Source organism: Stutzerimonas sp. Brlt_14 (genome assembly GCF_051948915.1).
GTDB classification, from domain to species: domain Bacteria; phylum Pseudomonadota; class Gammaproteobacteria; order Pseudomonadales; family Pseudomonadaceae; genus Stutzerimonas; species Stutzerimonas stutzeri.
In genome coordinates, this window is record NZ_JAYJLM010000003.1 from 75,243 (window position 1) to 88,196 (window position 12,954).

General features: G+C 65.5%; 12 protein-coding genes and 1 riboswitch. Of the genes, 8 read left to right on the top strand and 4 right to left on the bottom strand.

From position 1 onward, the window contains the following. The first annotated feature begins 12 nt into the window (after positions 1 to 12). Both metK and VF716_RS07520 read left to right on the top strand, forming a co-directional pair. Positions 13 to 1,203 carry a methionine adenosyltransferase gene (metK, locus tag VF716_RS07515; RefSeq protein ID WP_011914933.1) on the top strand — a complete coding sequence of 397 codons (1,191 nt, stop codon included), beginning with the start codon at positions 13 to 15 and terminating at the stop codon, positions 1,201 to 1,203. 216 nt (positions 1,204 to 1,419) lie between these two features. Further along, the gene (locus VF716_RS07520; RefSeq protein WP_011914934.1) at positions 1,420 to 1,755 is read left to right on the top strand and encodes a hypothetical protein; all 336 of its coding nucleotides are present in this window, start codon (positions 1,420 to 1,422) and stop codon (positions 1,753 to 1,755) included. A gap of 55 nt (positions 1,756 to 1,810) precedes the next feature. Here the strand turns inward: VF716_RS07520 and VF716_RS07525 are convergent, their stop codons facing one another. Beyond that, the gene (locus VF716_RS07525; protein ID WP_011914935.1) at positions 1,811 to 2,572 is read right to left on the bottom strand and encodes an ABC transporter permease; all 762 of its coding nucleotides are present in this window, start codon (positions 2,570 to 2,572) and stop codon (positions 1,811 to 1,813) included. A 12-nt stretch (positions 2,573 to 2,584) separates the two neighbouring features. Continuing rightward, positions 2,585 to 3,508 carry an ABC transporter ATP-binding protein gene (locus VF716_RS07530; protein WP_017245410.1) on the bottom strand — a complete coding sequence of 308 codons (924 nt, stop codon included), beginning with the start codon at positions 3,506 to 3,508 and terminating at the stop codon, positions 2,585 to 2,587. Positions 3,509 to 3,683: 175 nt separating this feature from the next. On the opposite strand from VF716_RS07530, the gene VF716_RS07535 reads away from it, so the two are divergent. The 3 genes from VF716_RS07535 (at position 3,684) to VF716_RS07545 (ending at position 7,213) form a co-directional block, all read left to right on the top strand. Then, positions 3,684 to 5,015, top strand: a complete 1,332-nt coding sequence (locus tag VF716_RS07535) for a ferredoxin reductase family protein (RefSeq protein WP_264886777.1) — start codon at positions 3,684 to 3,686, stop codon at positions 5,013 to 5,015. 95 nt (positions 5,016 to 5,110) lie between these two features. After that, on the top strand, positions 5,111 to 6,772 hold the full coding sequence (gene ligB, locus VF716_RS07540) for an NAD-dependent DNA ligase LigB (RefSeq protein ID WP_440552406.1): 1,662 nt from the start codon (positions 5,111 to 5,113) through the stop codon (positions 6,770 to 6,772). Between the two features lie 60 nt (positions 6,773 to 6,832). Beyond that, entirely contained in the window at positions 6,833 to 7,213 is a 381-nt protein-coding gene (locus VF716_RS07545) for a DUF1090 domain-containing protein (RefSeq protein WP_011914939.1), read from the top strand. A 6-nt stretch (positions 7,214 to 7,219) separates the two neighbouring features. Here VF716_RS07545 and VF716_RS07550 read toward each other — a convergent pair whose 3' ends face one another. After that, positions 7,220 to 7,666: a c-type cytochrome gene (locus VF716_RS07550; protein ID WP_053527144.1), complete on the bottom strand. Its 447-nt coding sequence runs from the start codon at positions 7,664 to 7,666 to the stop codon at positions 7,220 to 7,222. 104 nt (positions 7,667 to 7,770) lie between these two features. Continuing rightward, complete coding sequence (locus VF716_RS07555; RefSeq protein WP_013984305.1) at positions 7,771 to 8,208, bottom strand: hypothetical protein; 438 nt, start codon at positions 8,206 to 8,208, stop codon at positions 7,771 to 7,773. Between the two features lie 166 nt (positions 8,209 to 8,374). Next, positions 8,375 to 8,461: riboswitch (S-adenosyl-L-homocysteine riboswitch) on the top strand. A gap of 24 nt (positions 8,462 to 8,485) precedes the next feature. Here VF716_RS07555 and ahcY point away from each other — a divergent pair. From ahcY to VF716_RS07570, 3 genes are all read left to right on the top strand, one after another. Continuing rightward, entirely contained in the window at positions 8,486 to 9,892 is a 1,407-nt protein-coding gene (gene ahcY / locus VF716_RS07560; RefSeq protein ID WP_011914942.1) for an adenosylhomocysteinase, read from the top strand. A gap of 73 nt (positions 9,893 to 9,965) precedes the next feature. Continuing rightward, complete coding sequence (metF, locus tag VF716_RS07565) at positions 9,966 to 10,817, top strand: methylenetetrahydrofolate reductase [NAD(P)H] (protein WP_014597984.1); 852 nt, start codon at positions 9,966 to 9,968, stop codon at positions 10,815 to 10,817. A gap of 232 nt (positions 10,818 to 11,049) precedes the next feature. Continuing rightward, positions 11,050 to 12,870: a DEAD/DEAH box helicase gene (locus tag VF716_RS07570; RefSeq protein WP_256044036.1), complete on the top strand. Its 1,821-nt coding sequence runs from the start codon at positions 11,050 to 11,052 to the stop codon at positions 12,868 to 12,870. Positions 12,871 to 12,954 lie beyond the last annotated feature (84 nt).

Below are 12,954 nucleotides of genomic sequence, written 5' to 3' on the forward strand. Positions count from 1 at the left end.
GGAAACCGATAGATGAGCGAATACTCGATTTTCACCTCCGAGTCCGTGTCCGAAGGGCATCCGGACAAGATCGCCGATCAGATCTCCGATGCGGTGCTCGACGCCATCATCGCCGAGGACAAGCACGCCCGCGTGGCCTGCGAAACCCTGGTCAAGACCGGTGTAGCCATCGTCGCCGGTGAAGTGACCACCAGCGCCTGGGTCGATCTGGAGCAGCTGGTCCGCGACGTCATCGTCGACATCGGCTACAACAGCTCGGAAGTCGGTTTCGACGGCGCCACCTGCGGCATCATCAACATCATCGGCAAGCAGTCGGTGGACATCGCCCAGGGCGTCGACCGCACCAAGCCGGAAGACCAGGGTGCCGGCGACCAGGGCCTGATGTTCGGCTATGCCAGCAACGAGACCGACGTACTGATGCCGGCGCCGATCCGTTTCTCCCACGCCCTGGTCGAGCGCCAGGCCGAGGCGCGCAAGAACGGCCTGCTGCCGTGGCTGCGTCCGGACGCCAAGAGCCAGGTCACCTGCCGCTACGAGAACGGCCAGGTGGTCGGCATCGACGCCGTGGTGCTGTCGACCCAGCACAACCCCGACGTCAAGCAGAGCGATCTGCGCGAAGCGGTGATGGAGCTGATCATCAAGCACAGCCTGCCGGCCGAGCTGCTGCACAAGGACACCCAATACCACATCAACCCGACCGGCCAGTTCGTCATCGGCGGCCCGGTAGGCGACTGCGGCCTGACCGGACGCAAGATCATCGTCGACACCTACGGCGGCATGGCCCGTCACGGCGGCGGCGCCTTCTCCGGCAAGGACCCGTCCAAGGTCGACCGCAGCGCTGCCTACGCCGGACGCTACGTCGCCAAGAACATCGTTGCCGCCGGTCTCGCCGATCGCTGCGAGATCCAGGTGTCCTATGCCATCGGCGTGGCGCAGCCGACGTCCATCTCGCTGAACACCTTCGGCACCGGCAAGCTCGGCGATGACAAGATCATCGCCCTGGTGCGCGAGCACTTCGATCTGCGCCCCTACGCGATCACCCGCATGCTCGACCTGCTGCACCCGATGTATCGCGCCACCGCCGCCTACGGCCACTTCGGCCGCACCCCCTATGAGATGACGGTGGGTGCCGACACCTTCACCGCCTTCACCTGGGAGAAGACCGACAAGGCCGACGCCCTGCGCGCCGCCGCCGGGCTGTAAGCAGCCTCCGGTCAACGGAAAACCCCGCCGGCCTGAGCCGTGCGGGGTTTTCTGCTTTCTGGACCGGATACATCCAGCGTCACGCAATCCGCACCAGGTCACGAAACCTGCATGCCAGCGCCTTTGCGCACCAGAAGCAAAACGCTATCATCGCCGCCCTTTTCGAACGGACTCGATCGATCACCTGTCGTGATCGACATTACAAGGAGCTTATCCATGCGTATTTCCCACCTCTTCGGCTGCGCCCTGCTCGCCCTCTCGAGCGCCTCGCTGCAGGCGGCTACCAGCGATGTGCAGGCCAAATGCGAACAACAGCTGAACGCCCAGCAAGGCAACCTGGAAACCGGCAAGCTGCTCGGCCAGATGCTCGGCAACGAGAAGCTCAGCAACGCCATCGCTCAGGTGGAGGGTGGCTGTGCACAACTGAACGGCGAAGAACTGGCGGCCAATGCCAACGCCACCGAACAGGGCGCGGCGATCGACGAGAAGGTCCAGGCCGTGACCCAGGCCAAGGATGCCGTGCTCGGCCTCGGCAAGATGTTCGGCAAGTAAGCTTCAAGTGCTGTAATTGAAAACGCCCGCATCTGCGGGCGTTTTCGTGTGCGGCTCAGTTCTTCAACCGATAGCCGGTCTTGAAGATCCACCACACCGCCAGCAGGCAGGCGGCGAGAAAGCCGAGGATCATCGCCAGGCTGATGCCGACACTGATGTCCGAGACGCCGTAGAAGCTCCAGCGGAAGCCGCTGATCAGGTACACCACCGGGTTGAACAGCGTGATCTTCTGCCACAGCGGCGGCAGCATCTCGATGGAGTAGAAGCTCCCGCCGAGAAAGGCCAAAGGCGTGACGATCAGCGCCGGGACGATCTGCAGCTTCTCCCAGCCGTCGGCCCAGATGCCGATGATGAACCCGAACAGGCAGAAAGTAACCGCCGTCAGCACCAGGAACAGCGCCATCATCAGCGGATGCTGGATCTCATAATCGACGAACAGGCGCGCCGTCAGCAGGATGATCACGCCGAGAATCAGCGATTTGGTCGCTGCTGCGCCAACGTAGCCGATGACGATCTCGACATAGGACACCGGCGCCGACAGCACCTCGTAGATGGTCCCCGAGTAGCGCGGCATGTAGATGCCGAACGAGGCGTTGGAGATGCTCTCGGAAAGCAGCGCCATCATGATCAGGCCGGGAATGATGAAGGCGCCGTAGGGGATGCCGTGCATGGCCTCCATGCGCGCGCCAATGGCCGAGCCGAACACCACGAAGTACAGCGAGGTGGAGATCACCGGGGTGGCGATGCTCTGCAGCAGGGTGCGCCAGGTGCGCGCCAGTTCGAACAGGTAGATCGCGCGGATCGCGTAAACATTCATGCAGTTGTTCCTTCAGCGACCGTGAACGAGGTTGACGAAGATTTCCTCCAGCGAGCTCTGGCTCGACTGCAGGTCCTTGAAGTCGATGCCGTGGGCGGCCAGGCGCTTGAGCAGCTCGGCGATGCCGGTGTCCTCGTGCTGGGCATCGAAGGTGAACACCAGCTGGTTGCCGGCATCGGTCAGCTCCAGCGGATAGCCGGCCAGCTCTTCCGGGATCGCCGTCAACGGGCGCTGCAGGTGCAGGGTCAGCTGCTTCTTGCCGAGCTTGTGCATCAGCACATGCTTGTCCTCGACGAGGATGATCTCGCCCTTGCTGATCACCCCGATGCGGTCGGCCATCTCTTCGGCCTCCTCGATGTAGTGGGTGGTGAGGATGATGGTCACGCCCCGTTCGCGCAGGCCGCGGACCATCTCCCACATGTCCCGGCGCAGCTCGACATCGACGCCAGCGGTGGGCTCGTCGAGGAACAGGATCGATGGCTCGTGGGACAGTGCCTTGGCGATCATCACGCGGCGCTTCATGCCACCGGAGAGTTCCAGAATCCGGGCATTGCGCTTGTCCCACAGGGACAAATCGCGCAACAGTTTCTCGAGGAACGAATCGTCCGGCGCCTTGCCAAACAGCCCGCGCGAAAAACGCACCGTCGCCCAGACGCTTTCGAACCCCTCGTTGAACAGCTCCTGCGGCACCAGGCCGATCTTCGAGCGGGCGGCGCGGTAGTCCTGGACGATGTCGTGGCCGTCGACCACTACGCGGCCGCCGCCGGGGTTGACGATGCCGCAGATGATGCTGATCAGCGTGGTCTTGCCGGCGCCGTTGGGTCCGAGCAGGGCGAAGATCTCGCCCTTGCGGATCTCGAGGTCGATGCGTTTGAGCGCGGGATGTCCGGACGCGTAGGTCTTGGTGAGCTGCTCGATGGCGATCACTGGGTACACGGGCTCGTCTCTTCGAGGAATTGAGGGGCGAATTGTAGATAAAAAGCGCGTCCTCCCGTGTCGCCGATTTCGGCCGACCGCTTCGCTACTGACCACGGTCATGGCAGCGGCATGGCAGCAGGGGGATGCTCAAGGAAGCTCGAAATAGGGATGTCAGCTGGGAGGCTTGCCCAAGATGAGACAGATAAAACTCACCTACGTCGCGCTGTTCGTCGGACTGACGCTGCTCTGGCTGCTGGTCGACAGCTTCGTCATGGCGCATTACCAGATCTGGCCGCTGCGCAAGGTGATGGTGCACTACAGCGGTGTGCTCGGCATCGCCGCGATGAGCGTGGCGATGATACTGGCGGCGCGGCCACGGCGCTTCGAACGCTTCTTCGACGGCCTGGACAAGACCTATCGGCTGCACAAGTGGCTGGGCATCAGCGCCCTGGTGATCGCCATCTTCCACTGGGGCTGGGGCCAGATTCCGAAATGGCTGGTGGGTTTCGGCTGGCTGGAGCGACCGGCTCGGCGCGCCGGCGAGGGCCAGGTTCACGAAGGCATCTTCGCCCTGCTGCAACGCTTTCGCGGCATCGCGGAGACCATCGGCGAATGGGCCTTCTATGCCGCGGTCATCCTCATCGTGCTGGCACTGGTCAAGCGCTTCCCCTACCGCTGGTTCTTCCGCACCCACCGCTGGCTGGCACTGGTCTACCTGGCGCTGGTGGTGCACGCGGTAGTGCTGACGCCGCCGGATTACTGGACGTCGCCGCTGGGCCTGGTGCTGGCTGTGCTCATGGCCGCCGGCTCGCTGGCCGCCTGCATCTCGCTGCTGCGCCGCATCGGCCGCAAGCATCAGGTGGTAGGCCGCATCGAAAGCCTGACCCATCACCGCGACAACCGCGTGCTGCGTGTCGACATCAAGCTCGATGGCGCCTGGCCGGGACACAAGGCCGGGCAGTTCGCCTTCGTCACCTTCGACGACAAGGAAGGGCCGCACCCCTTCAGCCTCTCCTCGGCCTGGTGCAACGACGGCCGGCTGGCCTTCTCCATCAAGGGCCTCGGCGACTACACCCGCACCCTGCCCCAGACACTCAAGGTGGGCGACCCGGTGAAGGTGGAAGGTCCCTATGGCTGCTTCGATTTCCACAGCCGCAAGCCGCGGCAGATCTGGGTCGCCGGCGGCATCGGTATCGCGCCGTTCATCGGCCGCCTGCAGGCGCTAGCCGACAGCGGTAACGGGGACAACGTCGACTTCTTCTACTGCACCAGCGCGCCCGACCAGGGCTTCATCGAGCGCATCCGCGAGCTGGCCGAGCGCGCCCGGGTGCGCCTGCATGTGCTGGTCGCCAGCGAAGGCGGGCGGCTGACGCCCGAACGCCTGCGCCAGCTGGCGCCGCAGTGGCAGGACAGTGACGTCTGGTTCTGCGGCCCTGCCGGTTTCGGTCAGGACCTCAGCCGTGACCTGCAGCGGCGCGGCCTGCCGGCGCGGGATTTCCATCAGGAACTGTTCAACATGCGCTGACGCACGGTCGGCTTGCGCCTGGCAGGCGACAATCCGGCATCGGTCCGCCGGCGTCGGCGGGCCGCGCCCCCGTCACCAGAGCAAGGATGCTCGCCATGCCACGCCTGATCGCGCTATCGCTGTGCCTGTTCGCCCCTGCCTGCCTCGCCACCTGTCCGAACTGGGACGACGCGCGGGCACGCCAGGAAATCCACCAGCTGCAGGCGCAGCTCGCCCAGTGGGACGATGCCTATCACCGGCGCGGTCAGTCGCTGGTGGACGACGAGATCTATGACCAGAGCCGGGCGCAGCTGGACGGCTGGCGGCGCTGCTTCGTCGGCACCGGCGCGGCACCTGATCCGCTGCAGGATGCCGGCGGTCCGCTGCGCCATCCGGTCAGACAGACCGGCCTGGTCAAGCTCGCCGACGAGCAGGCGGTTGCGACCTGGATCGCGCGGCGTCGCGACCTGTGGATTCAGCCCAAGATCGACGGTGTTGCGGTCACCCTGGTCTATCGTCACGGCGCCCTGCAGCAGGCCATCAGCCGTGGCGATGGCCTTACCGGACATGACTGGACAGCCAATGCCCGCAGACTGGCGGCGATCCCTGCGCGCCTGGCGGTACCCGACGAGGTCATCCTGCAGGGCGAGCTCTACTGGCGACTGGACCGGCATGTCCAGGCATCGCATGGCAGCGCGGGGGCTCGCGGGCGCGTGGCCGGCGCCATGGCCAGCAACGGCCTGGACAGGAACACTGCCGCGCGGATCGGCCTGTTCGTCTGGGACTGGCCGAACGGCCCGGACAGCATGAACGCCCGACTCGGGCAGCTGGCGGCACTCGGCTTCCCCGATACGCAGGCGTTCAGCCAGCCCGTGGAGACACTGGAACACGCCCGCCACTGGCGCGAGCACTGGTATCGCCAAGCGTTGCCGTTCGCCACCGATGGCGTGGTGCTGCGCCAGGAGCAACGTCCGCCGGCCGAGCGCTGGCAGGCCGAGCCCCACTGGGCCGCAGCCTGGAAGTACCCGCTGCGCAAGGCGCTGACCGAGGTGCGCGACGTCGAATTTCGCATCGGCCGCACCGGGCGGATCACACCGCTGCTGCAGCTCGCTCCGGTCCAGCTGGATGATCGACGCGTGCGCATGCTGAGCCTCGGTTCGCTGGATCGTTGGCAGGCGCTGGACGTGCGCCCCGGTGACCGGGTCGCGGTTGCGCTGGCCGGGCATAGCATTCCGCAGCTGGACAGCGTGGTCTGGCGCCACACCGAGCGGGCTCCGGTCGCCGCGCCCGATCCGCGGCGCTATCACCCCGACAGCTGCTGGCGGCCAGCGCCCGGCTGCGAACAGCAGTTTCTCGCCCGTCTGGTCTGGCTGGGCGGCAGGCAAGGCTTGGCGCTCGAGGGCGTCGGCGCCGGCAGCTGGCAGGCATTGCTGGAGGCCGGCCTGCTACCCGACCTGCTCGCCTGGCTGGAATTGGATGCCGCCGCACTCGAGCAGGTGCCCGGCATTGGCAAGGCCCGCGCCAACAAGCTCGCCGCGAGCTTCGCCCGAGCTCGGCAGAGGCCGCTGGCGCAATGGTTGAAGGCGCTGGGCCTGCCGGCCAAGCAGCTGCCGCCCGAAGCGGACTGGGACGCGCTCGCCGCACGCGACCTGGCGCAGTGGCAAGCCGAAGCGGGAGTCGGTCCGGCGCGGGCGAAACAGCTGCAGGCGTTCTTCCGCGCGGCGGAGCTGCCCGCGCTGCGCGAACGACTACGCGCCGTCGGGGTTCCGGGCACCTGAGGGACTTTCGCCCGAACCCTGCGGTCGATAGAAGCTGGATAACAACTATGGAGGCGTGGCATGTCTTTGCGACATCTGCCCATTGCCCTGCTGACCGCCTGCGCTGTCGTCAGCCCGCTGCTCGCCGCCGCCCCGCAGGCAGACCCTCAGTGCCATGCACAGCGCCAGGCGCTGCGCGAGCAGCTGCAGCAGGCACGCCTGCAAGGCGACAAGCTGCAGCAGACCCAGCTCAATGCCGAGCTGCAGACCCTGACCAAGCAGTGCCAGGGCCTGGTCGCGCTGCACCCGCGCCAGGTGGAATACGAGCACGTCAACCGCCAGGTGGAGCGTCGCGAAACCCTGCTCCGTGAAGCACTGGGCACCGGCAATGCGCAGCTGATCGAGCTGCGCCGCGATCAGCTGGCCAAATCCCGGGAAAAACTGGAAACCCTGCGCCGCTGAGCCGCCTCAGTAGGCGCGGAACTCCTTGTGGCAGGCCTCGCAGGCATCCTCGACACGCTGGAAGGCCGGGACGACACGCTCAGCGGTCACCGGACCCGCGGTCGTCACCTCCACCAGCGCAGCCGTGTCGGCCTCCAGCGCGCGGGCCAGTTCCTGGAAGCGCTCCTGGCGCTGCCAGACATCGTCACGCGCGTCGCTCTGCTTTTCCTTGACCTCCGGATAGTGCTGCCAGGGTTGGCGCGACAGCTCGTCGAGCTTGGCGGCGCCGCTGGTGAACGCCGTGCCGTCGAATGGGATGCGCCCGCGCAGCATGCCGCCGAGGTCTTCCTTGGTATCGAGCATCGCCTGATAGATCGCCTTGCGCTTGCCCAGCGGCGAGTCAGGGTCGACACGATCACAGCCTGCCAGCAGCAGCGCGGCGAACAGGGGAAGGCACAGCAATCTCAACGTCATGGTTCGGCCACTCACGGATACGAAGCGCGGGATTATCCCCGCCCGTGGGCGGTTGAACAAATCAGTCGGGCTTGGACTTCGTCAGCAAAGATTGCGCACCGCCTTTATTGCGACCAGCTGCCGCCGGCACTTTCGCAGTCGATCTTGGCCTGGGCGCGATCACTGGCGTGATAGTGATACGTGACGATGGTTGCGTCCTCGCTGATCTGGGTCGGCAAGGTACCGTTCTTCGCCTGGGAACCGGTGGCGCGCTCGTTGGCGAGGGTTTCCGGGGTCATCGGCGCGGTACAGATGCCGAAGTGCCCGTCCGGACAGCTGTCACGGATCTCGCGGCGGGAGTTCTTCACCGCCTCGTTGTCCTGACAGACCCAGTTGATGGCGTCGTCCTTGTCCACGCCGTGGAACTCGAAGCACTGTTCGGTCACCACCGGCGCCGGTACCGCACCGGAGGTTTCGCTGTGGACATAGCAGGACTGCGCTGCGGCCGGCAGGCTGATCGCACCCACCAGCAGGAAGGGCGCAAGGCGAAGCATGGGGTTCATGGCGGTCTCCTGAAACGGTTTCGCCCGGCAAGGGTCACCGAACCTTCAACTTCGACCGTCCGGTCATCCGTGGAGTTCGCCGAGCAGCGGGCTTGGGATTGCCGGACGGCGCGGCTATAATCGCCGGGTTTCACCCGATCGACTCCGCTTCGATCGTGCCCGCCACCCACCCGAGGGGCGCTGCAGCAGGTTCCAGAACCTGTCAGGCTCGGATGGGGCGTTTCCTCGAACGCATCAACGGCGCCCATTCGCAACCATACGAATGGAGAACTCTTCGATGAGTGCTGTCATGACGCCTGCCGGTTTCACCGACTTCAAGGTCGCCGACATTTCCCTGGCCGCCTGGGGCCGCCGCGAGATCATCATCGCCGAATCGGAAATGCCCGCCTTGATGGGCCTGCGCCGCAAGTACGCCGCCGAGCAACCGCTCAAGGGCGCGAAGATCCTGGGCTGTATCCACATGACCATCCAGACCGCGGTGCTGATCGAGACGCTGATCGCCCTCGGCGCCGAGGTACGCTGGTCCTCCTGCAACATCTTCTCCACCCAGGACCAGGCCGCTGCCGCCATTGCCGCTGCCGGCATCCCGGTATTCGCCTGGAAGGGCGAAACCGAGGAAGAATACGAGTGGTGCATCGAGCAGACCATCCTCAAGGACGGCCAGCCGTGGGACGCCAACATGGTGCTGGACGACGGCGGTGACCTGACCCAGATCCTGCACGACAAGTATCCGCAGGTGCTCGAGCGCGTGCACGGCATCACCGAGGAAACCACCACCGGTGTGCACCGCCTGCTCGACATGCTCAAGGGCGGCACCCTGAAAGTGCCGGCGATCAACGTCAACGACTCGGTCACCAAGAGCAAGAACGACAACAAGTACGGCTGCCGCCACAGCCTGAACGACGCCATCAAGCGCGCCACCGATCACCTGCTCTCCGGCAAGCAGGCGCTGGTCATCGGCTACGGCGACGTAGGCAAGGGCTCGGCACAGTCGCTGCGCCAGGAAGGCATGATCGTCAAGGTCTCCGAGGTCGACCCGATCTGCGCCATGCAGGCCTGCATGGACGGCTTCGAGCTGGTTTCCCCCTACAAGAACGGCATCAACGACGGCACCGAAGCCAGCGTCGACGCCGCGCTGCTGGGCAAGATCGACCTGATCGTCACCACGACCGGTAACGTCAATGTGTGCGACGCCGGCATGCTCAAGGCGCTGAAGAAGCGCGCCGTGGTGTGCAACATCGGTCACTTCGACAACGAGATCGACACCGCCTTCATGCGCCAGAACTGGGGCTGGGAAGAGGTCAAGCCGCAGGTGCACAAGATCCACCGCACCGGCAAGACCGTCGACCCGACCAACGATGACTACCTGATTCTCTTGGCCGAAGGCCGCCTGGTGAACCTGGGCAACGCCACCGGCCACCCGAGCCGGATCATGGACGGCTCCTTCGCCAACCAGGTGCTGGCGCAGATCCACCTCTATAACGAGAAGTTCGCCGACCTGCCGGTGGCCGAGAAGACCCAGAACGTCACCGTCATGGTGCTGCCGAAGAAGCTCGACGAAGAAGTGGCGCTGGAGATGGTCAAGGGCTTCGGTGGCGTGGTCACCCAGCTGACCGCCAAGCAGGCCGAGTACATCGGCGTTGCCGTCGAAGGTCCGTTCAAGCCGGACAGCTACCGCTACTAAGCAGGTCACGTCACAGGCTGCGAGGCGCCAGGTGCGCTCGCGGCCTGCGGCTTGCAGCTCAAGGAATTTCTGTATGACCTCTTCGAACCGCCCTTCCATCAGCTTCGAGTTCTTCCCCACCAAGACCGAAGCCGGGCATGAAAAACTGCTGAACGTGGCGCGCCAGCTGGCGGGCTACCAGCCCGATTTCTTCTCCTGCACCTACGGTGCCGGTGGCTCGACGCGCGACCGCACGCTCAACACCGTGCTGCAACTCGACGGTGAGGTGAAGATCCCCACCGCCCCGCACCTGTCTTGCGTTGGCGACACCAAGGCCGAGCTGCGCGAGCTGCTGAACCTCTACAAGAGTGCCGGCATCCAGCGCATCGTCGCCCTGCGCGGCGACCTGCCGTCGGGTATGGGCATGGCCAGCGGCGAGCTGCGCTACGCCAACGAACTGGTGGAGTTCATCCGCGCCGAGACCGGTGACCACTTCCATATCGAGATCGCCGCCTACCCGGAAATGCATCCCCAGGCGCGCAACTTCGAGGACGACCTGGCGAACTTCGTGCGCAAAGCCAAGGCCGGCGCCGACAGTGCGATTACCCAGTACTTCTTCAATGCCGACTGCTACTTCTACTTCGTCGAGCGCGTGCGCAAGCTCGGGGTTCAGACGCCGGTGGTGCCGGGCATCATGCCGATCACCAATTACAGCAAGCTGGCCCGCTTCTCCGATGCCTGTGGCGCGGAGATCCCACGCTGGGTGCGCAAGCAGCTCGAAGCCTATGGCGACGACATGCAGAGCATCCAGGCCTTCGGCGAGCAGGTGATCACCGAAATGTGCCAGAAGCTGCTGGCCGGCGGTGCGCCGGGCCTGCACTTCTACACGCTGAACCAGGCCGAACCGAGCCTGGCGATCTGGAACAACCTCGGGCTGTCGCGCTGAGTTCCGGCCAGCTCCGGGGAAATACGGAGCTGGCTAATGAACCCGTGACCTGCGACACTGTCAGAGCAATGCGGCGTTAACAGCCTCTGTTATACTCCGCGCTTCCGCCAGGCTTACGCTCGGATGCCAGCATCTTGAAATGCGGCAGGACCGAACGGGATCGCACGCCAGTCGCGATTCGAGCCAGGCATGACCATCCCAGGGCCTCGCCCCTAACAAGACAGGATTACTCATGTCCTTTGCTTCCCTCGGTCTCTCCGAGGCTTTGGCCGGTGCCGTCGAGGCCGCCGGTTACACCCAGCCTACTCCCGTGCAACAGCGGGCCATTCCCGCCGTGTTGCAAGGCCGTGACCTGATGGTCGCCGCCCAGACCGGAACCGGCAAGACAGGCGGCTTCGCCCTGCCGGTACTCGAACTGCTGTTTCCGGGTGGTCACCCGGATCGTGAACACCGCTACGGCCCGAAACAGCCGCGCGTGCTGGTGCTGACACCCACCCGCGAGCTCGCCGCCCAGGTTCACGACAGCTTCAAGGTCTACGCCCGCGATCTGCCGCTGAAAAGCGCGGTGATCTTCGGCGGCGTCGGCATGAATCCGCAGATCCAGGCCGTGGCCAAGGGTATCGACGTGCTGGTCGCCTGCCCCGGTCGCCTGCTCGACCTGGCCAACCAGAAGGCCATCGACCTGTCGCACGTGGAAATCCTCGTCCTCGACGAAGCCGACCGCATGCTCGACATGGGCTTCATCCATGACGTCAAGAAGGTCCTGGCCAAGCTGCCGGCCAAGCGCCAGAACCTGCTGTTCTCGGCCACCTTCTCCAAGGACATCACCGACCTCGCCGCCAAGCTGCTGCAAAACCCGGAGCGCATCGAGGTCACCCCGCCGAACACCACCGTCGAGCGCATCGAGCAGCGCGTGTTCCGCGTCGCCTCAAGCCACAAGCGGGCCCTGCTCGCCCACCTGATCACCCAGGGTGCCTGGGAGCAGGTGCTGGTCTTTACCCGTACCAAGCACGGTGCCAATCGCCTGGCCGAGTACCTGGAGAAACACGGCCTGCCGGCTGCCGCGATCCATGGCAACAAGAGCCAGAATGCCCGCACCAAGGCCCTGGCCGACTTCAAGGCCAACCAGGTGCGCATCCTGGTGGCCACCGATATCGCCGCCCGCGGCCTGGACATCGACCAGCTGCCGCATGTGGTCAACTTCGAGCTGCCCAACGTCGAGGAAGACTATGTGCACCGCATCGGCCGCACCGGCCGTGCCGGACGCAGTGGTGAAGCCATTTCGCTGGTAGCGCCGGACGAGGAGAAGCTGCTCAAGGGCATCGAACGCATGACCAAGCAGCGCATTCCCGATGGCGATCTGCAGGGCTTCGACGCCAGCAGCATCGAGGCAGAGAAGCCGGAAGTCCGTGAGCCCCGCCAACCGCGCCCGCAGCGTGGCGAGCGCAAGGCACGTGGCGAGCGCGACAAGCCGGCGGAAAAGGGTGCCGAGCAGAAGGAGCGCAATCGCCGCAGCAAGAGCAAGACGCGCAAGCCGGCCCGCGATGGCGTGGCCAGCGAAGCTCAGGGCGTTGCCCGGCCGCCGCAACTGCCGCCGGATCGTGCGCCGGACGAGTTCCTCGATGACGAAGTGGACAATTTCGGCAATCGCGTCGATTACGTCAGCCCCTATCAGAACAAGCAGAACCGCGGACGCCGTACCGGCGGCGGTCAGGCCCAGCCGGGCTCCGCACCGCGTGCAGCTGGAGCTGCCCGCAACGGCGGTGGCGGCGCAGCGGGAAGCAAGGGCAAGCGTCCCGCCGCTGGCCAGGGCCAGGCGGCGCGCAACGGCCAGCCACGCAATGGTCAGCCGCGGCGCAAGAACGAGGGTCGCCGCATCGATGAGCCGGTCGTCACGCGTCAGGAAATGGCCAAGCCGCGCGAGAAGCAGCCGGTGATCATTCACAAGGAATCGAAGATCGATCGTCTGCCCAGCCTGGAGCAGCTCGAGCAGTTGCCGTCCCGCCCGCGTGGCGAGAAACCGGCCCTGCTGACGCGCAACCGCGAAGCCTGACCCGCGCCGGAACGAAAACGCCGCCCGCTGGGCGGCGTTTTCGCATCTGCAGCACGGCGACGACCTCTTCAGGGCTGCGTCGCC